The organism is Phaeobacter italicus, from assembly GCF_019801785.1.
Classification (GTDB): domain Bacteria; phylum Pseudomonadota; class Alphaproteobacteria; order Rhodobacterales; family Rhodobacteraceae; genus Phaeobacter; species Phaeobacter italicus.
On the sequence record NZ_JAHVIJ010000008.1, the window covers coordinates 98,176 to 124,911 of the forward strand.

General features: G+C 60.8%; 24 protein-coding genes. 18 read left to right on the forward strand and 6 right to left on the reverse strand.

Going from position 1 to position 26,736, the window contains the following annotated elements; translation table 11 throughout:
- Together KUV39_RS17240 and KUV39_RS17245 are read right to left on the reverse strand one after the other, a co-directional pair.
- On the reverse strand, window positions 1-561 hold the full coding sequence (locus KUV39_RS17240) for a TadE/TadG family type IV pilus assembly protein (protein WP_008563280.1): 561 nt from the start codon (window positions 559-561) through the stop codon (window positions 1-3).
- The gene (locus tag KUV39_RS17245) at window positions 558-2,225 is read right to left on the reverse strand and encodes a Tad domain-containing protein (protein ID WP_222460464.1); all 1,668 of its coding nucleotides are present in this window, start codon (window positions 2,223-2,225) and stop codon (window positions 558-560) included. The genes KUV39_RS17240 and KUV39_RS17245 overlap by 4 nt, the downstream gene beginning before the upstream one ends.
- Before the next feature lie 347 nt (window positions 2,226-2,572).
- Between KUV39_RS17245 and KUV39_RS17250 the strand changes: the two genes are divergently transcribed.
- From KUV39_RS17250 to ribD, 14 genes are all read left to right on the forward strand, one after another.
- Entirely contained in the window at window positions 2,573-4,003 is a 1,431-nt protein-coding gene (locus KUV39_RS17250; RefSeq protein WP_008559753.1) for a Glu/Leu/Phe/Val family dehydrogenase, read from the forward strand.
- Between the two features lie 283 nt (window positions 4,004-4,286).
- Window positions 4,287-5,540 (forward strand): sarcosine oxidase subunit beta family protein, encoded by a 1,254-nt coding sequence (locus tag KUV39_RS17255; RefSeq protein ID WP_046212046.1) that lies wholly within the window; start codon window positions 4,287-4,289, stop codon window positions 5,538-5,540.
- 81 nt (window positions 5,541-5,621) lie between these two features.
- Window positions 5,622-5,894, forward strand: a complete 273-nt coding sequence (locus KUV39_RS17260) for a sarcosine oxidase subunit delta (protein ID WP_222460465.1) — start codon at window positions 5,622-5,624, stop codon at window positions 5,892-5,894.
- A complete protein-coding gene (locus tag KUV39_RS17265) occupies window positions 5,894-8,815 on the forward strand; it encodes a sarcosine oxidase subunit alpha family protein (protein ID WP_222460479.1) in 2,922 nt (973 codons plus the stop codon). Before KUV39_RS17260 ends, KUV39_RS17265 begins: the two co-directional genes overlap by 1 nt.
- A complete protein-coding gene (locus KUV39_RS17270; protein WP_222460466.1) occupies window positions 8,808-9,353 on the forward strand; it encodes a sarcosine oxidase subunit gamma in 546 nt (181 codons plus the stop codon). The genes KUV39_RS17265 and KUV39_RS17270 overlap by 8 nt, the downstream gene beginning before the upstream one ends.
- 37 nt (window positions 9,354-9,390) lie before the next feature.
- Window positions 9,391-9,729, forward strand: a complete 339-nt coding sequence (locus tag KUV39_RS17275) for a hypothetical protein (protein WP_008561109.1) — start codon at window positions 9,391-9,393, stop codon at window positions 9,727-9,729.
- Between the two features lies 1 nt (window position 9,730).
- Window positions 9,731-11,929, forward strand: a complete 2,199-nt coding sequence (gene dnaG, locus KUV39_RS17280; RefSeq protein ID WP_222460467.1) for a DNA primase — start codon at window positions 9,731-9,733, stop codon at window positions 11,927-11,929.
- Between the two features lie 131 nt (window positions 11,930-12,060).
- A complete protein-coding gene (rpoD, locus tag KUV39_RS17285; RefSeq protein ID WP_008562182.1) occupies window positions 12,061-14,046 on the forward strand; it encodes an RNA polymerase sigma factor RpoD in 1,986 nt (661 codons plus the stop codon).
- 196 nt (window positions 14,047-14,242) lie between these two features.
- Window positions 14,243-14,560 carry a hypothetical protein gene (locus tag KUV39_RS17290; protein WP_008559747.1) on the forward strand — a complete coding sequence of 106 codons (318 nt, stop codon included), beginning with the start codon at window positions 14,243-14,245 and terminating at the stop codon, window positions 14,558-14,560.
- A gap of 162 nt (window positions 14,561-14,722) precedes the next feature.
- The gene (locus tag KUV39_RS17295; RefSeq protein WP_046212042.1) at window positions 14,723-15,130 is read left to right on the forward strand and encodes a hypothetical protein; all 408 of its coding nucleotides are present in this window, start codon (window positions 14,723-14,725) and stop codon (window positions 15,128-15,130) included.
- Window positions 15,131-15,165: 35 nt separating this feature from the next.
- On the forward strand, window positions 15,166-15,639 hold the full coding sequence (locus KUV39_RS17300) for a hypothetical protein (RefSeq protein ID WP_046212101.1): 474 nt from the start codon (window positions 15,166-15,168) through the stop codon (window positions 15,637-15,639).
- A gap of 51 nt (window positions 15,640-15,690) precedes the next feature.
- The gene (locus tag KUV39_RS17305; RefSeq protein ID WP_046212041.1) at window positions 15,691-16,107 is read left to right on the forward strand and encodes a secondary thiamine-phosphate synthase enzyme YjbQ; all 417 of its coding nucleotides are present in this window, start codon (window positions 15,691-15,693) and stop codon (window positions 16,105-16,107) included.
- Between the two features lie 121 nt (window positions 16,108-16,228).
- Complete coding sequence (nrdR, locus tag KUV39_RS17310; RefSeq protein ID WP_008561698.1) at window positions 16,229-16,696, forward strand: transcriptional regulator NrdR; 468 nt, start codon at window positions 16,229-16,231, stop codon at window positions 16,694-16,696.
- Window positions 16,693-17,793: a bifunctional diaminohydroxyphosphoribosylaminopyrimidine deaminase/5-amino-6-(5-phosphoribosylamino)uracil reductase RibD gene (ribD, locus tag KUV39_RS17315; protein WP_278828668.1), complete on the forward strand. Its 1,101-nt coding sequence runs from the start codon at window positions 16,693-16,695 to the stop codon at window positions 17,791-17,793. The genes nrdR and ribD overlap by 4 nt, the downstream gene beginning before the upstream one ends.
- 32 nt (window positions 17,794-17,825) lie before the next feature.
- Here the strand turns inward: ribD and KUV39_RS17320 are convergent, their stop codons facing one another.
- From KUV39_RS17320 to KUV39_RS17330, 3 genes are all read right to left on the reverse strand, one after another.
- Window positions 17,826-19,856 carry a capsular polysaccharide biosynthesis protein gene (locus KUV39_RS17320; protein WP_419555542.1) on the reverse strand — a complete coding sequence of 677 codons (2,031 nt, stop codon included), beginning with the start codon at window positions 19,854-19,856 and terminating at the stop codon, window positions 17,826-17,828.
- Between the two features lie 4 nt (window positions 19,857-19,860).
- A complete protein-coding gene (locus tag KUV39_RS17325) occupies window positions 19,861-20,997 on the reverse strand; it encodes a polysaccharide biosynthesis/export family protein (RefSeq protein ID WP_008562471.1) in 1,137 nt (378 codons plus the stop codon).
- A 95-nt stretch (window positions 20,998-21,092) separates the two neighbouring features.
- The gene (locus tag KUV39_RS17330; protein WP_222460469.1) at window positions 21,093-22,385 is read right to left on the reverse strand and encodes a capsule biosynthesis protein; all 1,293 of its coding nucleotides are present in this window, start codon (window positions 22,383-22,385) and stop codon (window positions 21,093-21,095) included.
- Between the two features lie 221 nt (window positions 22,386-22,606).
- Between KUV39_RS17330 and KUV39_RS17335 the strand changes: the two genes are divergently transcribed.
- Window positions 22,607-23,194, forward strand: coding sequence for a riboflavin synthase (locus tag KUV39_RS17335; protein WP_008561543.1), 588 nt, complete (start codon window positions 22,607-22,609; stop codon window positions 23,192-23,194).
- An 86-nt stretch (window positions 23,195-23,280) separates the two neighbouring features.
- Here KUV39_RS17335 and KUV39_RS17340 read toward each other — a convergent pair whose 3' ends face one another.
- On the reverse strand, window positions 23,281-24,333 hold the full coding sequence (locus tag KUV39_RS17340) for a proline racemase family protein (protein ID WP_222460470.1): 1,053 nt from the start codon (window positions 24,331-24,333) through the stop codon (window positions 23,281-23,283).
- Window positions 24,334-24,536: 203 nt separating this feature from the next.
- On the opposite strand from KUV39_RS17340, the gene ribB reads away from it, so the two are divergent.
- Genes ribB through nusB form a run of 3 tightly spaced genes read left to right on the forward strand, consistent with a single transcriptional unit; the run spans window position 24,537 to window position 26,699 of the window.
- Window positions 24,537-25,658, forward strand: coding sequence for a 3,4-dihydroxy-2-butanone-4-phosphate synthase (ribB, locus tag KUV39_RS17345; protein WP_008562056.1), 1,122 nt, complete (start codon window positions 24,537-24,539; stop codon window positions 25,656-25,658).
- A 1-nt stretch (window position 25,659) separates the two neighbouring features.
- Complete coding sequence (locus KUV39_RS17350) at window positions 25,660-26,211, forward strand: 6,7-dimethyl-8-ribityllumazine synthase (protein ID WP_008559544.1); 552 nt, start codon at window positions 25,660-25,662, stop codon at window positions 26,209-26,211.
- Entirely contained in the window at window positions 26,208-26,699 is a 492-nt protein-coding gene (nusB, locus tag KUV39_RS17355) for a transcription antitermination factor NusB (protein WP_046212036.1), read from the forward strand. The genes KUV39_RS17350 and nusB overlap by 4 nt, the downstream gene beginning before the upstream one ends.
- Window positions 26,700-26,736 lie beyond the last annotated feature (37 nt).

Genomic DNA, 26,736 nt, shown 5'->3' on the forward strand with positions numbered 1-26,736 from the left:
TTACCGAGGCTCCTGAACAAAGGCAGAGGTCGCATACAGGCGGATCCGGCCGTCCACATCCGTATCCATGTCGTCTGCCAGTCCCCAATGCGGGAACGCTGGTTTGAAGGAGAGGCAGGCGCGGATGAACATCAGGTCGTTGGAATCGCCATTGATGAAGGCGCGCACTGGCTGGACGTCTTCGATGCGGTTGATGCAGTCGGGCTCTGGGTTGATTGGTGTCCAGGCAAAAGGATCCACCTGCACCATTTCCAGCCGCAGCGAGGTTTCGCAATTGCGGATGAAGGGAGAGCGCTGGCACACGGCGTCACGGATCTCGTTGTGCTGCTGCGCAGCCCCCGTTCCCAGACGCAGATCGCGCACGGTTTGATCCAGCGCCCGCTCCAGCATGGACTGCTGAATGGTGATCAATCCCAGCTCAACCGTATTCATCAACAGGAACAGAAAGGCCGGGATGACGATTGCAAATTCGATCGTGGCTGTTCCATCCTCGCGCTGGCGAAACCGGCGCAACCCGGTCAAAGCGCGAGTGGCACAAGAGGAGAGATAGCGCGCAATCATTGGGTCAGCCTCAGCTGGCGGATCGACGTCGCGATCGAGGCAAAGGCGTCGCTGATTTCCAGTCCCTGCACATCGAAGTAGTGCGCGTCAGAGCTCGCGCAGTCCTTGAGGACCGAGACACCGCCGGATGGGGCTTCAAAGCCGATCGTGTAGACCACGATGCCGCGCGCCTTTGCGGCATCGCAGATCGCCTTTGTGCGGGCGTTTTTGGTGCTGGTTCCCCAGCTGTCATACACACCGTAATACCAGGAATTTTTTGCTGCACTGTTGCCCATCCAGTCGGCAAACAGCCGCTGATAGACATAGCGCAGTGACGTGCGGGCAAACAGTTCGGCATGGGTCAGCTGGGTGACGGTCGCAGGGGTGCCCTGTTCGTCCTGCCACCAGCAGTTGTAGTAGCCGCATTCGCGATATTCGCCCTGGCCATAGGCGTGGTCTTCCCAACGGTTCATATTGTCCCAGTAGTACCGCTGGTTGCCCGGGTTGTATGTCGAATACCGCGCCTTGTTGCTTGAGGCGGCGGAATTGTAGAACACGGGCGCATTGCCGCCGCGATGGTCGCTTTCGACATAATACTGGGATGTGTTCTGGCCATCGGTCATCAGAACAATCACCTTGACCGTTTCCGTATCATTGTACGCGGCGGGTCGGTCGGCGAATACACCCGGAACATTGACGCTGCTGGAGGTCAGAGCGCTGATCACCGGCTGGGCAGATGGGTCAAGCAGGACGGTGCCCCATTTCATACCCACGTCAATCGAGGTGTTTCCCCAGGCCTGAAGATTCTGGATGAAGTCTTTCAGCCGGTTTGCATCCTTTTGAAACGGCATGACTTCGCGGTGGGCGCGTTCATCGCACACCGGGTATTGGATCAGGCCGTTGGAGGGGCGCGCGTCACCGCTCCACCACGGGGTGAAATGCATGGTGCGATTGAGGCTCGCGGTCGTGGACAGGCCGGTCGATGTAAAATGGGTGCCGGTGAAGTTCACGCAGTTCGAATACTCGTGCTCATCCGTCACATTGTACTGATCCAGCATGTCCTTGGGCAGGCTGACCTGGGTGGCGTAAGGAACAATCGACACCGACATTTTGTTGTCGGCGGTGTTGGCCACCATCGTATCAATGAAATCCCGCGCCGCGTTCTTGAGGTTGTAGAGGCGGCTGTTGGAGTTCATCGAGCCCGAAACATCCAGCACAAGCGAGATCTCCAGCCCGTCGATGCTCTCTTCTGCACGGGAGTTGGCATAAAGCGGCATGTCCTGCCCGCCAGAGAAGTCGAGCCACTGGGTTTCAAAGGTGGTGTCGATCGTGCTCTCGACACGTTTGTAGCCGATGCCTGTCTCGGCAATTGGCGGCTGGTAATATTCGCTGAGGTTGGCCTTGTTCAGATAGTCCTGCACCACGACATCCGGCGGCAGCGGCTGGTCGAGGTCGGCAGCGGCAAGAACGGCGCGGTCAAGCGTGTATTGCAGGATCGTGCGGTCCCGTTCCATGCGCATCAGATCAATGCCGATGCCACCCACCGCGACCATCGACAGAAGAAACGCAATCATGGGTTTGAGAAGCACGCCAGACTCGTCGCGCCGGAACTCTCGAATCCGGGTCGAAGCCTTCAGGGCAGCCCGTCGCGAGGCGACGGCCATCTTGTCAAAACACGCACTCATTTTCCTGAACCCCCAGTCGCCGGACCCCCCGGTGCGGCGCCTTCTGATAACGGAATTTCACACTTCTTAATGCTTGATGAACATGGCGGAATTGGGGCGCGATACCGTTGAAATATTGAGGATTGTATCTATCTGCAGGGGCAATTCAGGATGTGCCCGGGCTGTTGTTCCGTATTTGTCAACAGCGGGCGGGTGGCGGGCGACTCGGTGAATCGTGCAGGAGATGAATTTGCCTAAATTTGATTCTTTTCGTTTGGGAATGGTCAAAAAGGTCGCACCTTCTTAATCCTGTGGTCATAGTGTCCTCACACTATCCTGAGTCGATGCAGAAGCACGGAGTAGAGTTTATGAGCAGTGCAACAGAACCCAGTTTTCGCCAGAGTGTTGACCTGATGTTCAACCGGGCGGTGGCCCTGATGGACCTGCCGCCGGGGCTGGAGGAAAAGATCCGGGTTTGTAACGCAACTTACACCGTGCGGTTTGGTGTGCGCTTGCGCGGGGGCATTCAGACATTCACCGGTTATCGCTCGGTTCACTCGGAGCATATGGAGCCGGTCAAGGGGGGCATCCGCTACGCGATGGGGGTGAACCAGGACGAGGTGGAGGCGCTGGCGGCGCTGATGACCTATAAATGTGCGCTGGTTGAGGCGCCGTTCGGGGGCTCCAAGGGGGGCTTGTGCATTGATCCCCGCCAATACGAAGAGCACGAGCTGGAACTGATCACCCGCCGCTTTGCCTATGAGCTGGCCAAGCGTGACCTGATCAACCCCTCTCAGAACGTTCCGGCCCCTGATATGGGGACCGGCGAACGGGAGATGGCGTGGATCGCGGACCAATACGCCCGCATGAACACCACTGATATCAACGCGCGTGCCTGTGTGACGGGCAAACCGCTGAATGCCGGCGGCATTGCTGGCCGCGTCGAAGCAACGGGCCGGGGCGTGCAATATGCGCTGCGCGAGTTCTTCCGCAACCCCGAGGATGTGGCGGCTGCCAATCTTGAAGGGAAGCTGGATGGCAAGCGGGTCATTGTGCAGGGGCTTGGCAACGTGGGCTATCACGCGGCCAAATTCCTGATGTCCGAGGACGGTGCCAAGATCACCGCCGTGATTGAACGGGACGGGGGGCTGATTGATGAAAACGGGCTCGACATCGAGGCCGTACATCAGTGGATCGCAAACCACGGCGGTGTCACGGGCTATCCAAACGCGCGCTACGTCGAAAATGGCGCGGTGCTGCTGGAAGAAGACTGCGACATCCTGATCCCTGCGGCGCTTGAAGGGGTGATCAACCTCTCCAATGCGGCAAACATCAAGGCCCGTCTGATCATTGAGGCTGCAAATGGCCCAGTGACCGCAGGTGCAGATGAAATCCTGCGCGAAAAAGGCTGTGTGATCATTCCTGACATGTACGCCAACGCCGGTGGTGTGACCGTGTCTTACTTTGAGTGGGTCAAGAACCTCTCGCATATCCGCTTTGGCCGGATGCAGCGCCGTCAGGAAGAGGCACGCCATCAGCTTGTCGTGGACGAACTGGAAGCGCTGTCCGAAAGCCTTGGCAAGACCTGGACGCTGGATCCGAAGTTCAAGGAACGCTACCTGCGTGGTGCGGATGAACTGGAACTGGTGCGCTCTGGTCTCGATGACACCATGCGCACGGCCTATCAGTCCATGCGCGAAGTCTGGCACAGCCGCGATGATGTCACAGATCTGCGCACAGCGGCCTATCTGGTGTCGATTGACAAGGTGGCCAAGAGCTACCGCGCCAAGGGGCTCTGATCGACAGGCTGCCCGCGCGGTTTCACGCGGGCAAAGCGACAAGAGATCGAAGGGGAGGCGGGGAAACCTGGCTTCCTTTTTTGTTTTCCTCTCGTCATGTGGTCCTTTGGCTTGCTTGGCGACGCCGCCCTGCGCATAGTACTAGACATATGTGTCCGTTAGGCGGAGGAATTCGCAGGCGCAATCTGCTCCGCTGCGCTCTTGGGACTGGAAAGCGTGGCGCATTGCGGTCAGACTGAATGGAACGATCTGTCCGGCAGGCACGGACGCACTGGGGGTGGTCATGCGATTTTCAGGATGGCGCGTTCTGCGCGAGGGCTTGAGCGGCAACAGGGGGTGGGGGCCACACTGGCGCGATCCGGACCCCAAGGCAGAGTACGACGCCGTGATTATTGGCGGCGGAGGCCACGGGCTGGCAACGGCGTATTATCTCGCCAAAGACCACGGCATGACCAACATAGCGGTGTTGGAGCGTGGCTATCTTGGGGGCGGCAATGTCGGGCGCAACACCACCATTGTGCGGGCCAACTACTATCTGCCCGGCAACTCAGAGTTCTATTCCCATTCCCTGAAACTCTGGGAGGGGCTGGAACAGGATCTGAACTACAACGCGATGATGTCTCAGCGCGGTATCCTGAATGTCTTTCACAATGACGCGCAGCGCGATGCGGCGGTGCGTCGGGCCAATGCGATCATCAATCAGGGGGATGACGCCGAAATCCTGACCCGCGCCCAGCTGCGCGACATGGTTCCCCAGCTCAATTATGACGGCAATCGCTTTCCGATCCAGGGGGCATTGCTGCAACGACGGGCCGGCACCGCGCGCCATGATGCGGTGGCCTGGGGGTTTGCGCGGGCGGCCGACCAGCGCGGCGTGGACCTGATCCAGAATTGCGAGGTGACGGGCATCCGCACAGAGGGTGGGCGCGTCACGGGCGTGGAAACAGGGCGCGGAACCATTCGCGCCAAAACCGTCGCAATGGCCGCTGCCGGCCGGTCCAGTCAGGTGGCTGCCTTGGCGGGGTTGACCCTGCCGATCGAAAGCCACGTTTTGCAGGCCTTCGTAACCGAGGGGCTGAAGCCGATCATTGACCACGTGATCACCTTTGCCGAGGGGCATCTCTACATCAGCCAGTCCGACAAGGGGGGGCTGGTTTTTGGCAGCTATCTCGATCTCTATGCGTCCTATGCCGCGCGGGGCAACCTGCCGATGGTGGAACACACGATGGAGGCCTGCGTGGCCATGATGCCTGCAATCGGCAAGGCCAAGCTGCTGCGCAGCTGGGGGGGCATCATGGACATGACGCCGGATGGGTCACCCATCATCGACCGCACGCCCATCGAGGGGCTCTATCTGAACGCAGGGTGGTGCTACGGCGGCTTCAAGGCGACGCCTGCCTCTGGCCAGTGCTACGCGCATCTGATCGCAACGGGCAGGCCGCATGATGCTGCGGCCGGGTTCCGTCTGGACCGGTTTGAAACAGGCCGTGGCCTCATGGATGAGGAGGCGACGGGTGCGCAGCATAATCTGCACTGATGACACGGGCCGACTGCTGGCCAAGGTGGCTGGCCTGCGGTGTGAAATGAGTATTTCTGGAAAGGTGAAAGGGCGGCGGAGATGAGGATCACCTGTCCCTTGTGTGGCGAGCGCGATCGCCGGGAGTTCACATATCGTGGGGCCGCGCTGGATGCGCCTGCGGCGGATGGCGGCGCCGAGGCCTGGCATAGCCATGTCCACCTGCGCCAAAACCCTGCCGGACCTCTAGAGGAATGGTGGCACCACCAGCAGGGCTGTGGCAGCTGGATCCGCGTGCGCCGCAATACCGTGAGCCATGTGATGCTCGCCAGTGCGCTGGCCAAGCCAGAAGATGCAGATGGAGGTTCGGCGTGATGCGGATTTCCGGGTGGGGCCAATCGGGCGAGGCGCGCGAGGTCGGATTTACATTCAATGGGCAGGCTCTTCGTGGGCGGGACGGTGAACCGCTTGCCGCGGCCCTTCTGGCCAACGGCATTCACCTTGTCGGGCGATCGTTCAAATACCACCGCCCTCGCGGCATTCTGACAGCAGGCAGCGAAGAGCCCAATGCGCTTGTCACTCTGGGGGAGGGGGCGCAGCAAGAGCCGAATGTCCGCGCAACCACCTTGCCCCTGTTTGAGGGGCTGTCAGCCCGCAGCCAGAACTGCTGGCCGTCGGTTGGTTTTGATGTGATGGCGCTCAACGATCTGGCGGCTCCGTTTCTGGGGGCCGGGTTTTATTACAAGACCTTCATGTGGCCGGCCGAATTCTGGGAGCGGTTCTATGAACCCCTGATCCGAAGGGCGGCGGGGCTTGGTGCCTTGTCGGGGGCACCGGATGATGCCGCTTATGAAAAGGCCTTTGGTTTCTGTGACCTCTTGGTGGTCGGGGCGGGGCCTGCCGGATTGATGGCGGCACTGACTGCTGCGCGTGCTGGGCTTGACGTGATCCTGTGCGACGAAGATGTGACACCGGGGGGACGGTTGCAAAGCGAGCGTGACACCATCGCGGACGCCCCGGCGCAGGCATGGATCGATGCGACAGTTGCTGAACTGGACAGTTGCGACAATGTCCGGCGCATGGCGCAGACCACCGTAACTGGCGTATATGACCAGGGCACCTATGCTGCCCTGGAGATGGTGCCGCAGTCATCAGGCAGAGCAGGGCGGGCGTGTTTCTGGCGCTTGGTGGCCAAACGCGCGATCCTTGCCACCGGCGCGCTGGAAAGCCCGATTGCCTTTGCCAACAACGACCGGCCGGGGATCATGATGGCCGGGGCCGTACGCAGCTATCTCAATCGCTGGGGCGTTGCACCCGGCGAACGGGTCAGTGTTTTTGCCAACAACGACCACGCCCATCGCACCGCGCGTGATCTGGTGGCGGCGGGCGTCCATGTTGCCGCCGTGATCGACAGCCGCCATGATGCGCCGCAAAGTGATCTGTTCCGGGTGATCCGGGGCGCAACAGTCTGCAATGCCTCGGGTCGACGCAGGTTGGAGAGCATCACCCTGCGCTCTGTCGGAGGGGAAGAGAAGCTGCAGACCGATTGTCTGGCCATGTCTGGTGGCTGGAACCCGACGCTGCATCTGACCTGCCATCTGAACGCGCGTCCCCGCTGGAGACGGGATCTGGCCTGTTTCATTCCGGAGCCTGACGCAGTGCCGGGGCTGGATCCGGCAGGCGCCTGCCGGGGCAGGTTCAGCACCGGTCAGGCGTTGCAGGATGGTGCCGACGCGGCGCTGCGAGCGCTAAAGGCTTTGGGCAAGTCAGCGGGAGCTGCGGATGTTCCAAAGGCCGAGGCAGACAGCTACCGCATTCAACCGCTTTGGTCGGTGCCAGGGCGCGGCCGGGCCTGGGTCGATTTCCAAAATGACGTGACGGTCAAGGATATCTGCCAGTCGGCCACAGAGAACTTTCGCTCTGTTGAACATATGAAGCGCTACACGACGCAAGGCATGGCAACGGATCAGGGCAAAAGCTCAAACGTGGTGGCGCTGGCGGTGCTGGCAGAGGCCACGGACCGGTCGATTGCTGAAACCGGCACCACCACCTTTCGTCCGCCTTTTGTGCCGGTTGCTCTTGGGGCGATGGGGGCCGGGGCAACGGGCATGGGGTTTGCGCCGCGCCGGATGCTGAGCTCGCATCAGGTGGCGGAAGAACGCGGCGCGACCATGATGGAGGTCGGGCTGTGGTATCGTGCCAGCTATTTTCCCAAACCGGGCGAGACCAGTTGGCGACAATCCTGTGACCGCGAAGTGGGATATGTCCGCAGTGCGGTCGGGATTGCGGATGTGTCGACCCTTGGCAAGATCGACATTCAGGGGCCAGATGCTGCGCGGCTGCTGGAGTATGTCTATGTGAACCGTTTTTCCAAACTCGCACCCGGTCGCGTCCGATATGGGCTGATGCTGCGGGAAGACGGGTTTGTGATGGATGACGGCACAACGGCCTGCCTGGGAGAGAACCACTATGTGATGACCACCACCACTGCGGCAGCCGGTCAGGTGATGGCGCATCTGGAATTTGTCACGCAGGTGCTGCAGCCGCAGTGGAATGTCCGCATCAGTTCTGTGACCGAACAATGGGCGCAGTTTTCCATCGCAGGCCCCAAGGCGCGCGCGCTGTTGCAGGATCTGGCCGGCGCCGGGTTTGTGCCGTCTGACTGGCCCTTTATGTCCTGCGGGCAACTGCAGCTGGGGGATGTCATGGCGCGGCTGTTTCGGATCTCTTTTTCGGGAGAGGAAGCCTATGAGCTGGCAGTGCCCTCGCGCTACGGAGAGAGCCTGTTCCGGCTGCTGCTGGAGAGAGCAAAGGCCATGGGCGGCGGTCCTTACGGATTGGAGGCCCTGAATGTGCTGCGCCTTGAAAAGGGGTTTCTCACCCACGCTGAGATCAATGGGACCGCGTCGTTGCATGATCTGGGGCTGGAGGAAATGATGAACCCCGATGCGCCTTGCGTGGGACAGGTCATGGCAGGGCGAGAGGGGCTCGTTACGCGCGACCGCATGCGACTTGTCGGGATCAGGCCAACTGATCCGGGAGAGCGGCTGAGCGCAGGCGCGCATCTGTTTGACCCCGACGACAGCGTGGAGCGAAAGAACGATCAGGGCTATGTGACCTCGGTCGGGCATTCGCCCACTCTGGGGCATATGATCGGGTTGGCATTGATAAAATCGGGGCCTGACCGGATTGGGGATCCGATCCGTATGGTGGATCACACGGCTGGGTTGGATGTGATCTGTGACATCGTGGAGCCGGTGTTCTTTGATCCGGAGGGGGAGAGAGCCCGTGGTTGAGCTGAGTGCAAAGACACCCTGTGCGGATCTGCTGCCGCTGACAGTTGGCGCGCTGACCCTGAGCGAGGTCGCGCCAACGGTGATGACCACGCTGTCTCCTTACGAGGGGTGCCGGGATGCGTTGTCGGCGGCGTTGGAGACGCGCTACGGTCTGCGCTGGCCCAAACCCAACCGCAGCACCGCAAAGGCGGGGGTTCGGTTGCTGTGGTTTGGGCGGGACATGGCGCTGCTGTCAGGCGCTGCCCCTGATCGCGCGCTCTCAGATCACGCGGCGCTGGTCGACCAAAGCGATGGTTGGGCCGTTGTTCAGCTGAGCGGTGCGGGGGCCGAGGACGCACTGGCCCGTTTGTGTCCGGTGGATTTGCGTCCTTCTGTGTTCAAACGGGGGCATACGGCACGGTGCGACCTGCGCCACATGATGGCATCGATCACGCGTCTTGGGCCTGCATCATTTCAGATCATGGTGTTTCGCTCTATGGCGGAAACCTTGGTGGAAGATGTGAAAACAGCGATGGAAGCTGTCGCGGCACGGGGGTAATCTTGGGGATCACCAACTGATTCCGGGAGCCCGATTCATGATCCGTCATGCGCTTGTTGCTATTGTCTTGGCAGCGCCGGCCTACGCCGCTGAAAACAAAGAAGAAAGCTGCAAGTATCAAGGGCAGGTCATGGCTGCGGTCCAGCAAGCGCGCCTGGATGGCGTGAAGCAGGATGAGGTCGTTGAGACGATTCTGGCAGCCTCGCCTGAGTGGCCGGATCAATACAGCAACGCCCTGCCGCAATTGAGCGCGCATATCTACAGCCTGCGCAAACGCGACCTGCGCAAGAACGATTTCGGTGCCATTCTGGAACAGCAGTGTCTGGAAAACTGGGACCAGATCCAGGAAATGAAAAAGCAGCTACAAAGCAACTGACATGTCTCTGCCGCCCGGATTTCTTGATGAATTGCGCACACGCGTCAGCCTTACGCAGGTTGTCGGGCGCAAAGTCATGTGGGATCAGCGCAAATCCAATCAGGGCAAGGGGGACATGTGGTCACCATGCCCGTTCCACCATGAAAAAACGGCCAGCTTTCACGTCGATGACCGCAAGGGGTTTTATTATTGCTTTGGCTGTCATGCCAAAGGCGATGCGCTGAAGTTCATTCAGGAAACCGAGAATGTGGGCTTTATGGAAGCGGTCGAAATCCTTGCCCAGGAGGCGGGGATGGAAATGCCCGCCCGCGACCCTCGCGCTCAGCAGAAACAAGACCACCGCAGCCAGTTGGCCGAGGTCATGGAACAGGCGGTGCGCTTTTTCCGGATGCAGCTGAAAACGCGCCCGGCTGAAGAGGCGCGCAGCTATCTGGCCCGCCGGGGGCTTAGCCCGGAGGCGCAGGACCGGTGGGAAATCGGATTTGCCCCGGATGGGTGGCAGAACCTCTGGGATGCCCTGCGTGGCAAGGGCGTCCCCGAAGAGCTGATCCTTGGGGCGGGTCTTGCGAAACCGTCGAACAAGGGTGGCAAACCCTATGACACCTTCCGCAACCGGATCATGTTCCCGATCCGCGATGCCCGTGGCCGTGCCATCGCCTTCGGCGGGCGGGCGATGGACCCAAATGACAACGCGAAATACCTGAACTCGCCGGAAACCGCGTTGTTTGACAAGGGGCGCAGTCTCTACAATCACGGCCCCGCACGCACCGCATCCGGCAAGACCGGCCAGCTTTTGGTGGCCGAGGGCTACATGGATGTGATCGCGCTGTCAGAGGGTGGGTTTGCCGCCTCAGTGGCCCCGCTTGGAACGGCGATCACCGAACATCAGCTGCATATGCTCTGGCGGATCGCGGATGAGCCGATCATCGCGCTTGATGGTGACAAGGCAGGCCTGCGCGCAGCGATGCGGTTGATTGATCTGGCGCTGCCCTTGCTGGAGGCAGGTAAATCGCTGCGCTTTGCGCTGATGCCCGAAGGCAAGGACCCCGACGATCTGATCCGCAGTGAAGGGCCTGAGGCCGTTCAGGCTGTTCTGGACCAGGCCATGCCGATGGTGAAACTCCTGTGGCAGCGCGAGACTGAGGGCAAAGTTTTTGACAGCCCCGAACGCAAGGCCGCGCTCGATAAAGCACTGCGCGACAAGATTCGTCTGATCCGGGATCCGTCCATTCGCCGCCACTACGGCGAAGATATTCAGGGCATGCGCTGGGAGCTCTTTCGCGGTGGCCGTCCCCGTGACGAGATGCGCAGCCCCGCTCAGGATGTGGCACCAGATTATCCGCCGATGCCGGAAGCGGGATATGATCCGGGTTATGACAGCGGCTACGATCCCGATCCGGGCTATGACATGGGCTATGACCCAGCGCCTGCATTTGATCCCGGCTTTGATGCGCCGTCGCCTGCACCACAGGATACGCGGCCCCCGGTTCGTCAGGGGCAAGGGGGCAATGCCCCTTCGGGCGGGTATTCAGGCCGCAAGGGCGGAGGTTTTCGTGATGGAGGACGTCCGCCCTGGCGCGGAAAGAACGCGCCGCCAACACCGCTGCAAACCACCCGCAACTCGCTTTTGGCGGGGGGGAGCGAGGAATCTCTGGTGCGGGTCCGTGAGGCGGTGATCCTTGCGACGGTCATCACCACACCGGCCGTGATTGCGCAGTTTGAGGCCAACCTGGAACGGATGGCCTGTGTCGGGTCAGATCATGCGCTTCTGCGGGATCTGGTGCTGCGCCATGGCATTGATGCACCGGATCGCCTTAAAGAGGAAATTGATGCGGCGGCCGGGGCGCATGCTCTTGAAAACCTCTTCGCGCTACGCCATGTGGCAATCATGCCCTGCCTGCGCAGACCCGGCGATGTGGAAACCGCAAGCCTGACGCTTGCCGAAGAATTTGCCAAGCTGGAAGCCAGCCGGGGCCTTGATGCAGAACTTGCCGAGGCCGAAGAGGACCTGAGCGGCCTTGCAGATGAGGCTGTGACCTGGCGTCTGGGCCAGGCGGCTGAGGCGCGAAATAAGGCAGTGCGCAGCGAGAACGAGGACCGCGCACAGTATGATGTGGGGGAGAACGGGGCGCGTCTGAACCGGGAGGAACGGGACGCCTTTGGAGCCCTTCTGGAACGTATTGGCTACTCCAAGAAGTGACCCCTGCGCAGCAGTCAGGTCGTTTTGCTAAGGAAGAGCAGAAGAAAAACGGGTAAACCGGGTGACGAATCAATAGATCGCGATAATGATTCGCGAGACCGAATCGCCCCAGCCCCTACGAGGAGCATTGAATGGCCGCCAAAGATACCGACGACCGCAAACCTGATGATCAGGAGCCTGAAATCTCTCTCGATATGAGCCAGGCTCAGGTCAAGAAGATGATCGCCGAGGCGCGAGAGAAGGGCTACATCACTTACGATCAGCTCAATCAGGTCCTGCCGCCGGATCAGGTCAGTTCGGAGCAGATCGAGGATGTTATGTCCATGCTCTCCGAGATGGGCATCAACATCATCGAGGATGAAGAGGCCGAAGAGGAAGAGCAGAAAGGCTCGACCGACCTGGTCACGACCGACAGCAACCGCGAAGTCGCCGTTGCAGGTGCCCAGACTGAAAAGCTGGACCGCACCGATGACCCTGTCCGCATGTACCTGCGCGAAATGGGTTCGGTTGAGCTGTTGAGCCGCGAAGGCGAGATTGCGATTGCCAAGCGCATCGAGGCTGGCCGCAACACGATGATTGCGGGTCTGTGTGAAAGCCCGCTGACCTTCCAGGCGATCACGATCTGGCACGACGAACTTCTGTCCGAAGACATTCTTTTGCGGGATGTCATCGATCTGGAAGCCACCTTTGGCAACCAGATGGACGAGGATGGCGATGTGGCAGAGCCGGTCGTCGATACCTCGGCGGTTGCTGCCAACAAGCCTGCCAAGGATACCGGCCCGGAGCTGGATGCAGATGGCAACCCGATTGCCTCTGATGACGATGATGACGACGACGAGCAGGCCAACATGTCCCTCGCAGCAATGGAAGCTGCGCTGAAGGACAAGGTGTTGACCACGCTTGAGCAGATCTCCTCTGACTACTCGCAGCTGAGCGAGATGCAGGACAGCCGGATCTCTGCGACACTGAACGAAGACGGCTCTTTCAGCGACAATGATGAGCAGATCTATCAGTCCCTGCGTTCGGAAATCGTTGAACTGGTGAACGGTCTTCACCTGCACAACAACCGTATCGAGGCGTTGATCGACCAGCTTTACGGCATCAACCGCCGCGTCATGCAGATCGACAGCTCGATGGTGAAACTGGCTGACCAGGCCCGCATCAACCGTCGCGAGTTCGTCGAAGCCTACCGTGGCCGCGAACTGGATCCGAACTGGCTTGCCGACATGGGCGAAAAGCCCGGTCGTGGGTGGCAGATGTTCATCGAACGCTCCACCGACAAGGTCGAAGAACTGCGTGCAGACATGGCGCAGGTCGGCCAGTATGTGGGGCTGGATATTTCGGAATTCCGTCGCATCGTTCAGCAGGTTCAGAAGGGCGAGAAAGAAGCCCGTCAGGCCAAGAAGGAAATGGTCGAGGCCAACCTGCGTCTGGTTATTTCGATCGCCAAGAAATACACCAACCGTGGTCTGCAATTCCTTGACCTCATTCAGGAAGGCAACATCGGCCTGATGAAGGCGGTGGACAAGTTCGAATACCGCCGCGGATACAAGTTCTCGACCTATGCGACCTGGTGGATCCGTCAGGCAATCACGCGCTCCATCGCGGATCAGGCCCGGACCATCCGTATTCCGGTCCACATGATCGAGACCATCAACAAGCTGGTCCGTACCGGTCGTCAGATGCTGCATGAAATCGGCCGCGAGCCGACGCCGGAAGAACTGGCCGAAAAGCTGCAGATGCCGCTCGAGAAGGTCCGCAAGGTGATGAAGATCGCCAAGGAGCCGATCTCACTCGAAACCCCGATCGGGGACGAGGAAGACAGCCAGCTTGGCGATTTCATCGAGGACAAGAATGCCGTGCTGCCTCTCGACAGCGCCATTCAGGAAAACCTCAAGGAAACCACGACACGGGTTCTGGCCTCGCTTACCCCGCGTGAAGAACGGGTTCTGCGTATGCGTTTTGGCATCGGCATGAACACCGACCACACGCTGGAAGAAGTCGGCCAGCAGTTCAGCGTGACCCGCGAACGGATCCGCCAGATCGAGGCAAAGGCGCTGCGCAAGCTGAAGCACCCGAGCCGCTCGCGCAAACTGCGCAGCTTCCTCGACCAATAAGCGGTATTTACCAACATCAAGAAGGGCGCTCCATCGGGCGCCCTTTTTTCGTTTTGGTTCCATGGATTGCCACCACAGTCATGGGGGGTGTTGAGGGAGGCGTTAACCAATAAGGCAGACGAGCAATTGTTGCCGCCTGCCGGGGCTCTTAAATTAAGGCTACGTTAAGAGTTTAGATCCACCCGGAGGCCACGATATGTCGCAACACAGCAACCTGCAGGAAGCCTTGGGCGTTCTGGATGGGCGTTTGCGGTCACTTCATGCTCTGACGCGGGCGAACTCCTTTCTGGTCGAAATCCTGCGAAATGAACGCGAAGTGCTGGAAAAGATGGATGGCGACGTCGCCCGTGACATGCTGCGTGCCCGGGCCCGCCGTCATTTTGGTGCCGAGGCGGGTGAGAATGCCTGCCCTGAAACGCTGAAGGTTCTGGAAACCGCCCTGAGCCAACCGCGCGAGGCCGCCCAAACCGAAAGCGCGCAAATCATTCCCTTCCCATCGCGCCGAGACGCGTGATGGTTGGGTGAGGGCAGGGTGGTTCGTGATCGAATGTGAGCCCTGTCCTATGGTCGTTGGGTGGAAATCCCTCGGCTCGTTCATATCTGTCTATCAATAGCTCAGGCCAGCGATGCCGATTTTTCGGCCGCAGGCGAGCATTGAACCGACAGGATTTGAAACATGCGACCATTCAAATATGCCCTAGCTGCCCTATTCGCCTTCGCCCCGCTTGCCCAGGCGCAAACGGTTCACGTAACGCCGGACCGTGCACGTGTATTTCCGTTGTCCGATGGAAGTTTTGAAGTTGCGCCGCCTCGCGGTCAGGTGCTTGACGGATATTGGTGCGCAGCAGCTGACTACGCCCGTCGCGGCCTGGGTGCTGGCTGGGGGCAGGACATCTATGTAGCGCGCGGATTGGGAGACGGCGTTGCCATCAATCGGACATCGACCGTGATCTTCACGCTTACCCCGGTTCCGAGTGACAAGCCGGATCGGTTCATCACACGGACCAACGCTTTTCACGTTGGCGATCGGCTGAACGTGCAGGAAGCTGATCACAAATGCAGCATCGTCCGGCGGCGTTTCTGATCGGCTAGGCGACATTGGCAATGGGAGGTGCCGACATGACAGATCTATTGGCCAAAAAGACCAGCGCGTCCGCAATGAATGGTCTACAACGGGGTGTGGTCGCAGTGATGCTCAGCGGGCTCGTGCTTGCCGCCGTGCCCGCAGCCGCCCAGGCCTTTACCGCAGTCAACCGTCTCCAGGTGGTTCCGGCAGGGACAAGCCAGTTTGAGGTCATAGGCCGGGCAGGCGCGTTCAAGCCGGATTACTGGTGCGCGGCGGGCGATTATGTCCGCAAATCGCTCGGCCTGTCTTGGCAGACAAAGATCTACGCAGTTGACGGAATTTCCCGCAGTGTCACCACGGGTGCGAGATCGGCGGTTCGGTTCACGTTGGATCCTGAAGCTGCAGGAATCACACCCTATGACGCCAATTGGGTCGGAGATATCCTGACACCGGGATATTCCATGCGCGCCAATGCAGCCTTTGGGGAATGTGAGGACAGCCTGTTTCCCTTCCGCCGCTTCAACTGATACCAGTCGGGAAGCGCTTTCTTCAGCGCCGCAGATTTGCACGGAGCAGCCATGCAGGCACAATTCGTCATCCCAACGACAGGGCAGGGCCTGTACGAGTTTACAGGGCAGGTCTGTAATTGGGTGCGGGAAGCGGGGATCAACAGTGGGCTGCTGACGTTGTTTGTCCAGCATACCTCTTGCTCGCTGCTTGTGCAGGAAAATGCCGACCCGGAGGTCCAGCACGATTTGTTGGCCTATCTGGCCCGGCTGGTGCCGCCTGCAACAGATCCCTCCATGCGCTATCTGCGGCATACCTATGAGGGGCCGGACGACATGCCGGCCCATATCAAGGCGGCCATATTACCGGTAAGCCTGACAATCCCCGTCTCTGACGGCCAGCCGCGTCTTGGGACGTGGCAGGGGATCTATCTGTTTGAGCATCGCGACGCCCCGCACCAGCGCAATGTTGTCGCTCATCTCGCGTGAGCCCCCGGTATCTTGTGGTTCCATTTCGCCCCTACCCAAAGCCTAGAGGCTGCCATATAGTTGTGGATAAGGGCGCAGATGCGCGCCACTTACAGGCGGTCAGGAATAGGGGGGACAGCACATGCGCTGCCCGTTTTGCGGAAATATCGACACCCAGGTAAAGGATTCGCGCCCGGCAGAGGATCACGTCTCTATCCGCAGGCGCCGGTTCTGCCCGGCGTGTGGCGGACGCTTTACTACCTATGAACGTGTTCAACTGCGGGATCTGGTGGTCATCAAATCCAACGGTAAACGCGAGGATTTCGACCGCGACAAGCTTGAACGCTCCATCCGGATTTCCATGCAAAAACGTCCGATCGAACCTGAGCGCATTGATCAGATGATTTCGGGTATTGTCCGGCGGCTGGAAAGCATGGGCGAAACCGACATCAACTCCAACAAGATCGGTGAGATCGTAATGGAGGCTCTGGCCCGGATAGACACCGTGGCCTATGTCCGCTTCGCCAGCGTCTACAAGAACTTCCAGGCGGCCGATGATTTTGAGGACTTTGTCCACGAGCTGCGCCCGAATGTGACGCCGGAAGAGTGAGACAGGACGACATTCGATACATGTCGCTTGCGTTGTCCCTGGGACGGCGCGGGCAGGGGCAATGCTGGCCCAACCCGGCGGTGGGCTGTGTGATCGTCAAGGATGGCCGCATTGTCGGTCGTGGGTGGACGCAGCCGGGCGGGCGACCGCATGCCGAACCAGAGGCCCTTGCGCGTGCGGGGGCGCTGGCGCGGGGGGGCACGGCATATGTGTCGTTGGAGCCTTGCGCACATTTCGGCAAGACCCCCCCCTGTGCGCAAGCGTTGATTGATGCAGGCGTTAAGCGTGTCGTTGCCGCGATCGAAGACAGCGATCCGCGGGTGTCGGGACACGGGTTTGCCATGCTGCGCGATGCAGGGATCGAGGTCACGACAGGCATCTGCGCTGACGAAGCTGCCCGCGATCATGCGGGTTTTTTCCTCAAGACCGAACAGGGTCGGCCGTTCGTGACGCTGAAACTCGCCAACAGCTTTGATGGACGCATTGCGACCGCTACGGGCGAAAGCAAGTGGATCACCGGGCCCGACGCGCGCAGGGCAGTTCATGCAATGCGCGCGCGACATGATGCGGTGATGGTTGGCGGCGGCACGGCGCGAGCGGATGACCCCTCTTTGACCGTGCGTGATATGGGCATCAGCCGACAGCCCGTCAGGGTTGTGATCTCCCGCCATCTGGATTTGCCTCTGATGGGACAGCTGGCGCGAACGGCAAAGGATGTTCCTTTGTGGATCTGCCACGGCAGCGGGGCCGATGCCGACCGTCTGCGCGCCTGGGAAGGGGTCGGCGCGACCCTCATCCATTGTGCGTCTGATGGGCTGCAATTGGAGGCGGCAGATGTCTTGCAGCAATTGGGGCAGGCTGGGCTTACACGGGTCTTTTGCGAAGGTGGCAGCGGTCTTGCTGCGTCTCTGCTCAAGCAGGACCTGGTGGATGAGCTGATTGGGTTTACTGCGGGCGTTGTCATCGGGGGGGACGGGCTGTCGTCAATCGGCAGCTTGGGCCACGAGGCGCTTGCGGATGCGCCCCGCTTTGACTTGATCGAGCAAACCCAGATCGGGCCGGATCTGCTGCATCGCTGGGCTCGGTCACTGCGCTAAAGCGGCAGGCGGGCAAATGCCCGTCCGCCCATTCAGCGCCAAAGGTGGGCGTAAGTTGACAGCAGCCCTTGGGCCTTGGCCAATAGCCGATTGCCAGAGGTGCGAGACGGGATCTGACCCTCTGCCAGCCGTTTGGCCACCAACTCCACCTGACAGGGCAAGCCGCTTACGGGGTCGATGTAGCGGGGGTAGTCGATCAAGACAGCGTGCGCGAGACCAAGCAGCGATGGGCGGGCGCGCCTGCGTGCAACAGGCACCGGGCCCAGATCACGAGTGAGACCCCAACCTGCATAAAACGGCGCGCCAACGGTGGTGACCTTTACGCCGCGCAACAGGGCCTCAAACCCCAGAAGGGACGTCATCGTCCAGACCTCGTGCACACTGTCAAGCAACGCCATCGGATCTGCGTCAGCCACGACAAGATCGGCAATACCCTCGGCCGCGACAGTCCCGTCCCGCAACCCGGCCTCGACGTCAGGATGGGGTTTGTAGATCAACACGGCGTCCGGATTGGCCGCCCTCGCAGCGCGCAGCAACTGGGCGTTGGTGGTGATCTTCTCGCTGCCCAGGCGCACAGAGGCATCATCAGCGACTTGGCCGACAACCAGAATGCTGTGACCCTTTGGCAGTTCTGGCACCGAGCCGCCGAGGTTGTATTTCGACAGGCTGTCGCGCACGAGCCGCTGGATCAAGCGTTCGGCGCGGCGTTCCTGTTCTGAGGAAAGCGTTTCACGAGCGGCGATCAGATCCTCCAGGTCGCTTGGCTCGCTTGGGTCGTAGTAAATCCCTTGCCGGTCCAGAACCAGAGAGAGGGGTGGCACCAGATCAGCGCCCAGCCCGCGCGAACGCAGGAACCCATCTTCGACGCGGTGTGCGCCGATGTGGCGGCTTTTGTCGGCCTTGCTGGCCCAAACCATCCAGTTGCGTCCGCTTCTGAGGGCCGTCTTTGGATTGTCGGAAAAGCGCAGGCGTCGGTGGCGGCCAAAGAAACCCTGTAGTGCGGGGCGTTTCCACAGCCGCATGCCAGACGCGATCCAACCGGCCCGGTCCTGCCGCCACACGCGCACGTCTGCTTCCAGTGCGTCGATGACCTCTTCCAGCTCGCACAGCTGGTCGTCATACGGGCTGTACCATGTCGGATAGATCATCATCGCGCCCGCAAACAGCTGTGCCCGTGTCAGTCTGCGCTGTCTGCGGGTGACGGGAAAACGATCATCGCTGAGGCCCCAGCCGGTATAGAAGGGCTGGCCGAAAACACGGGGCCGATGGCCTGCCAGAATGGCCTCAAAACCCATCTGCGAGGAAACGGTGTAGACCGCAATCGCCCCCTCCAGAAGCGCCCAGGGTGAGGTGGGTTTGTCCCACAGCTCGACCTTGCCCTGCGCGTCCTTCTGGGAAAAATACCCCTCTCTGTGGCCTGCGTGACCTTCGGGGTGGGTCTTGATGATGATGCGGGCGCCGGGGTTTTCGTCCTGCGCATAGTAAAGCATCTCCTGAAACCGCAGAATATCCGTCCCCTCATGGGGGCAGGAGGCGCGGACAGATGCATCGCCGCGGGCCTGATCGATCACCAGCACATATCCCGGCTCCGGTGGCTCTGCGTCGGGGGAGTAGGCGTTGTATTTACTCAGATGGGCGTCCTGCAGGCGGGCAATGGCGCGCCGCGCCCGCCGCATCAAGGCGCTGTCGTCAAGCGGGTGTTCTGCGAGGATCTTTTCCAGATCGGAGGGTTGCGCAGGATCAAAGTGCAGACCCGAGCGATCCAGCAGCAAACCCAGCGGTGGCTCACCAGAGCGGCCGGGGTGGATGGATCTCAGAAAGGCGTCCTCGACGTGCAACAGGGCGCACCCCTGTGCCTCGGCCATTGCGCGACCCCGGTGGGCAGTTGCGGCGTTGCCCCAGACTGCCACGAGATCCTCAGCCGTGGGTTTGCCCAGGCGCAGGTCATGCCCCGCCAGCGACAGGATGCGCCGCAGCCGCCGCCGCCACAGAAAGCCACCGTTGTAAAAGAAAAGCCGGGAGCGCGCGCCCCCGGCCTGTGTCGTCTCGTCCGACATGATCATGCCATCAGCTGCCGCCAAACAGGGTTTCGACGCTGGCCAGCGGCGTGAGCGGGCTTGCAAGGAGCGAAATGGTCTTGGTCCATTGCGCATAAGGTGCCTCTGTCACATAGAGCGTGTCGTCGTCGCGAATGACGAAATCGCGCGCCACAAACAGACCATTGGGCTGGGTGAGGTTCAGCACGTAGATCATGCGCTGCGCCCCGATCAGATCATCGCGGCCCAAGACCTGATTGGCGATTTCTGCAGGTTCGTTGCGAAAGACGAACACACCGGTCGGGTCCGACGCGGTGGAGATCAGCCCGCCAACCTGAGCGATGGCTTCAAGCGCTGAAAGGTCTTGGGTTTCAAACGGAACCCGCGCCTGCGCATTGGTTGCGCCAAGGGCGGTAAACGACCGGCTGTCCTCTTCGACGAGGATCTTGTCGCCGCCACGCAGCGCAATGTCCAGTTCGGGGTGTTTGTAGAGATCCTGGAACCAGATCTTGCCCTGGGTTGCGCCACGGATCACTGTGACCTGTGCATTTTCGGGCTCGATCACCACACCACCGGCTCTTGCCAGCATGGTTGCCAGCGTGCGGGTGGGGCGCTCAATCGCATAGACCCCCTGACCGCCGACCGCGCCCGTGAGGCTGACAGTTGCCCCATCCCCGGCAAGACGACGCACCTGAACCTGCGGGTCCGGGGTCTGATCTTCGAGCTTCTTGGTGATGGTCTGGCGCAGCTGGTCGGGGGTGCTGCCAGAGGCGCGCAGGCGTCCGGCATAGGGGACGAAAATAAAGCCCGCGCTGTCGACCTGAACCTCTTCCAGCACCGTTGCATTGGTTGCTTCGGCGGCGAGGAGCCCGTCATCGACGTTTTCCCAGACAGTCAGGCCCAGAACGTCACCGGGGCGGATCACATCAGAGGTCAGCTTGCCTGCGCTCAGGAATTGGTCTGAAAATCCAAGGGCGGGCACGACGGCTGTTGCCCGGGTCACGCGGTCATTGACCGACACCACAAAGGCATCGCCTTCTTTCTGGACGGATCCTGCATAGATCTGGCGTTTGTTCGGGCCAACTTGCGGAAGGCCACAGGACGCAGCCAGCGTCAGCGCGGTCAGAAATGCGACCGGGCGCGCCCATTTCACGGGAACGGATTTCACTGCTCGGTCTCCTGACCTGTTGTTGTTCTGCCTCAGCTTTTGCGCCCAAGCTAGCGGAGCAGCGGGCAAAAATCCAGTCTTCGGGCTGAGTTGGATCAGTTCACCACACGCAACTGTTGCCGCGGTGCCGCTGTCCCCTTCAAGAGCGCCTCATAGGGATCTTCATAGGCCAGCATCATGTCCACCACCTGACGCAGCAACTGCCGCCGCCCTTTGCGCGAATAAAAGCCCCCCGGAATCTGTGAGGTCTCCAGCAGGTAGCGGCGATAGTCCTTGTAGGCTCGATTATCGGGGCGCATGGGATGGGCGAAGAAGTCCGCCAGCGTCTGGGTCGAGACGAATTCGGGCTTGTCATAGACCGCCTTGCCAAAGACCTTGAGCGGAATGCCGCGCCACAGCACCTGTTGGCCTGCGGTGGAATTCACGGTGACAGCGGTGCGCGCTTCGTTCAGCAGGGCAGCCAGTTTGCCGCCGCGGACGTAATGAACCCGCTCGCAAATCCCGTGGCGCTTTGCCAGTTGCCGGATAGAGCGGCGGATCGGCGCGCGGCCATCCTCCAGAGGATGTGCCTTGATGACAAGGTGGTGATGGCGCGGCGCGCCCTCGGCAAAACCCTCGAAAACCTTTTCGAGAAAGTCGGCCGTGGTGGCAAAAGGCGAATGCGTCTGAAACGCGCTGTCATGTTCCAGTTGCAACAGGGCGAGGTGGTAGGGAAAGCCCCCATCCCGGATGCGCCGGGTGGCCAGCCTGCGTTCCAGCGCCTGAAACGGCATCAGCATCAGACGGCGCAAATACAGTTGAAATTCGCGCGTCACCGGCAGGGCGCGATGGGGGCGAAACTGCCTGTAGCGCTGGTTCAGGAACATGACAAACCCGTGGTAGAGCGCGCCGTAGAACACATGCTGGCGCGTGTCCCCCCAGTGCGATGGCGGCAAAGGCGCCTCCATGTCGCAACGGGCAAGCGCGGCGGCCATGTCTGTCACGCTTGTGCCCATCAGGCGCGAATTGCCGTTGGATCCTTCGCGTTCGTAGGTGACCCAATAGGGCCGCAGATATCCCTCTTCAAACACATGAACGCGTATGCCCCGCGCCCGCGCAGCCTTCACTGCGGCGGCATGTATCGGGCGGGTGTCGCCGTAAAGCACAAGATCGCTGATGGCATGTTTATCAAACAGTCCCTCAAGATGGGCAGGCCAGTCCGCCTGCGGCCCCTGATAGGCGTGATAGCTCTTACGGTCGCGCCAGAACGCGCTGTCGCCTGCGTTGAAACCAACGCGAAGAACGGAACACCCGGCCGATTGCAGCATGGCGCCAAGGCGCGCGAAAAACGGCCCATGCGGACCTTGCAGAAACAGAAAAGAACGCTTGGATACGTCTGCGTAGGGCATGGGGGAACCGTAATCCACTGGGACAAAAACTTGGTGAAGTTTAGCCGTTCCTGTTCCAATTGCAGCGGAATTTCCAGCGTTGTTGTACCTTCTGCACTCAACTGTGGGGGAATTGCTGCAATCGCGCGGACCGAAGGGCGCGCGCCTGTGTGCAGCGGGGCTTGCCCGCAGCGCGGGCAATGGCTACCTGTGGGGCGAAACAAATCGACAGGAGCCCGCCGATGTTCACAGGGATCGTCACCGATATTGGTACCATTGCCGAACTGGAGCAGCAGGGCGACCTGCGTGCACGGATCAAGACCAGCTATGATACAGCGGGCATCGATATCGGCGCCTCTATCGCGTCAGATGGGGTCTGCCTGACCGTGATCGCCCTTGGCGACGATTGGTATGATGTGCAGATTTCCGCAGAAACCGTGTCAAAGACCAATCTCGACAGCTGGGTCGTGGGCAAGCGCGTCAACCTGGAACGGGCGCTGAAGGTCGGCGACGAACTGGGTGGGCACATCGTGTCTGGCCACGTGGATGGCGTTGCCGAGGTGGTTAACATCGCGGATGAAGGGGACAGCACCCGTGTCACCCTGCGTGCACCTGCAGCCCTGGCGAAATTCATCGCTCCCAAGGGGTCCGTGGCTCTCAATGGGACATCCCTGACCGTGAATGACGTTGAGGGAGCCGACTTTGGCATCAACTTCATCCCCCACACCAAAGAGGTGACCACCTGGGGGGATGTAAAATTGGGGGATGCGGTCAACCTAGAGATCGACACGCTTGCGCGCTATGTTGCGCGCCTGCACGAGGCGGGCTGAGCCAAGAGGCGTCACGATGGGGGCGGGCGCGCAACATAGCGCAGCTTTGTCCTGCCCCGGTTCGCGATCTGGTGGTATCTCTCGCCCTACCACATGTCCCCGACGGTATAGCCGCGCGGGAAAGGGTCGGTTGGGTCCAGCGTGTAGCTGGACAACCCATAGATCCATCCCTGACCGGATAGGGTCGGGATGATCGCGGGGTAGGGGCCGACTGTCGTTTCTTCGATGATGCGACCGGTGAACGTGGTCCCCAGAGGGCCTGCGTTCACATAATCCTGACCGACCTTCAGCTGGCCGCGCGCGTGCAGCACCGCCATTTTGGCGCAGGTGCCTGTCCCGCAGGGAGAGCGGTCGAGAATGCCGCCGGCGTCTTGCGGCCGGCTCGGGCCGAATGGGCCAGTTGAAATCGTGATGGCGCCGCGCCCGTCTGTTCCTTCGGCCACCGGCTTGCCCCAGAGGTTGGTGATGGTCGGCCCGGTGATGGCCGGGTTTTCAGGGTGCACCACCGGCAGTTGCTCGACCGTGGCATGGCGGATGGCTTCGCTCACCCGCACGATTTCGCCACCGTTGTCAGCATCAAGCGCCACCCCCAGCGTTTCGGCCTCTGCAAGAACAAAGAACATGCCACCCCAGGCCACATCGACAGTGACCGTGCCGAGCCCCGCCACCTCGACCTTTGCATCCAGATGGACGGCGAATGCGGGCACGTTCCTGAACTCCACCCGCGTGACCTTGCCATCCTTGCAACTGGCCTTGACCCGGATCAGCCCGGCCGGGGCCTCCAGCGTCAGCTCCGTGACCGGCTCCTGCATCTCGATGATTCCTGTTTCCAGCAGGACGGTCACAACGCAGATGGTGTTGGAGCCCGACATGGGAGGGTATTCTGTCTGCTCAAAGATGATGAAGCCCGCATCAGCCTCCGGGTGGCAAGGCGGCACGATCGCATTGCCGCACAGACCCGGGTTGCCACGCGGCTCGCGCAGCATCTGCAAGCGGATGTCGTCGTGGCGCGCGGCCATATCCTGCATCTTTTCAAACACGCTGCCGCCCCGCAGCAGGGGCATTCCGCCAGTGATGACGCGGCCCGGCTCTCCTTCGGCGTGGGCTTCGACGGCTTGGAAAATTCGTGTGGCACGCATGGGGGCTCTCCAATGAGCGGGCGCTGCTGCCCGTCTGGGATGTGTAGATTGGATCCAATGCCACTTCTGCACAGGATGAATGGCGCGTCCAGTCTTCTCTGTGCCGTTTGCAGGACTGGCATTTGCCGCCCTCGTGGGGTATCTGGCTTGCATCAACCCGCAGTGCCACGTGCGCTGCAGCTGCCCACCGAAAGGTTGCCTTTATGAGCTTTGAAACACCGGGGCCGATTGAAGCCCAGTTGCGTGACGCAATCAGCCCGATCGAAGAGATCATCGAAGAGGCCCGTCAGGGGCGGATGTATATCCTCGTCGATCACGAGGACCGCGAGAATGAAGGCGATCTGGTGATCCCGGCGCAGTTTGCGGATGCGGCTGCGGTGAATTTCATGGCGACCCATGGCCGCGGCCTGATCTGCCTGCCGATGACCGCAGAGCGAATTGATGGGCTGGGCCTGCCGATGATGGCCGTAAACAACTCTTCCCGCCACGAAACGGCGTTTACCGTGTCGATTGAGGCCCGCGAAGGCGTCTCTACCGGTATTTCCGCTGCTGACCGCGCGCTGACAATTGCCGAAGCCATCAACGAAGACAACAGCATGGCGGCGCTTGCCACCCCCGGTCACGTGTTTCCGCTGCGGGCAAAGCGTGGCGGCGTTCTGGTGCGCGCAGGCCATACCGAGGCCGCGGTCGACATTTCCCGTCTCGCCGGGCTGCATCCCTCCGGCGTGATCTGCGAGATCATGAAGGAAGATGGCACAATGGCCCGCCTGCCTGATCTGGTAGAGTTCGCCAAGACCCATGACATGAAAATCGGGACCATCAGCGATCTGATCACCTATCGCGCCCGAAATGATAACCTGGTGGTTGAAACCTCCCGCGAGACGGTTACGTCCGAGTTTGGTGGCGAATGGGAAATGCGCCTGTTCACCGATCAGACCCACGGGGTTGAACATGTGGTCATGATCAAGGGTGACATCACCACCTCTGAACCGGTTCTGTGCCGTACCCACGCGCTGCACGAGGCGACCGACCTGCTGGGACTGGGGCCGAAACCTGCCGCGCAGCTGCCCCGCTCGATGGAACTGATCGCAGAGGAAGGCCGTGGCATCGTCTGCCTGTTCCGGTCCCCGCGCAGTGCACTTTATGCGCAGGATGACGAAGGTCCGCGCACGATCAAACAAACAGGTCTTGGCGCCCAGATCCTGTCTAATCTTGGCGTTCAGGAGCTGGTGCTGCTGACCGATTCACCCAAGACGACCTATCTGGGCCTCGACGCCTATGGGCTGACAATTGTTGGCACCAAACCCATTTTGAAGGACGCTTGATATGGCTGGACATGAAACCCACTACACGCTGCCCCGTCCGGAGTTCGACAAGCCGGTAAAGCTGCTGATTGTCGTGGCGCCGTACTACAAGGATATCGCTGACAATCTCGTCGCGGGCGCGCAGGCCGAAATCGAGGCCGCGGGTGGCACCTGCGAGATGATCGAAGTGCCAGGCGCGCTGGAGGTTCCGACCGCAATCGCCATCGCGGACCGCAGCTCGAATTTTGATGGCTATGTGGCGCTTGGCTGTGTCATCCGGGGCGAAACCACCCATTACGACACTGTCTGCAACGACTCCAGCCGTGCCATTCAGCTGATGGGGCTGCAGGGTCTGTGCATTGGCAATGGCATCCTGACGGTGGAGAACCGCAAGCAGGCTGAGGTCCGCGCAGATGTGAACGACCAGAACAAGGGGGGCGGCGCTGCGGCTGCGGCCTTGCATCTGATCGCGCTGACGCGTAAGTGGGGCGCCCAAAGCAAGGGAGTCGGCTTCAAGGCGCCTTCCGAGGCCATCAAACTGGCCGATTCAGACAATGGACCCACGACAGCATGACCACCTCGGACAGCCAGGGCGCTGCGCCCAAGGGCAATGACAAACACAAGATGAGATCGGCGTCCCGGCTTTATGCCGTGCAGGCGCTGTTTCAGATGGAACACAGCAACCTGACCCTGGACAAGGTCATCGTTGAATTCGAAGACTTCCGGTTCGGCGCGGTCTACGAAGACGGTGAAATGGCCGAAGGGGACAGCAAGGTGTTCCGCAAACTGGTCGAAGATGCCGTAAGCCATCAGGCCCGCATCGACCAGATGACCGACCGTGCGCTGGTCGCGAAATGGCCGATTGGCCGGATCGACCCGACGCTGCGCGCGCTGTTCCGTGCCGCCGGTGCCGAACTGACCGAGAGCAAGACCCCGCCGAAGGTCGTGATCAATGAGTTCGTTGACATCGCGCGGGCCTTCTTTCCCGAAGGCAAAGAGCCCAAGTTCGTGAATGCAGTGCTGGATCACATGGCACGGGAAGCCAAGCCAGAAGCATTCTGAACACGGACCAAACCTGAATTTGAAGGGGCGCGTGCGG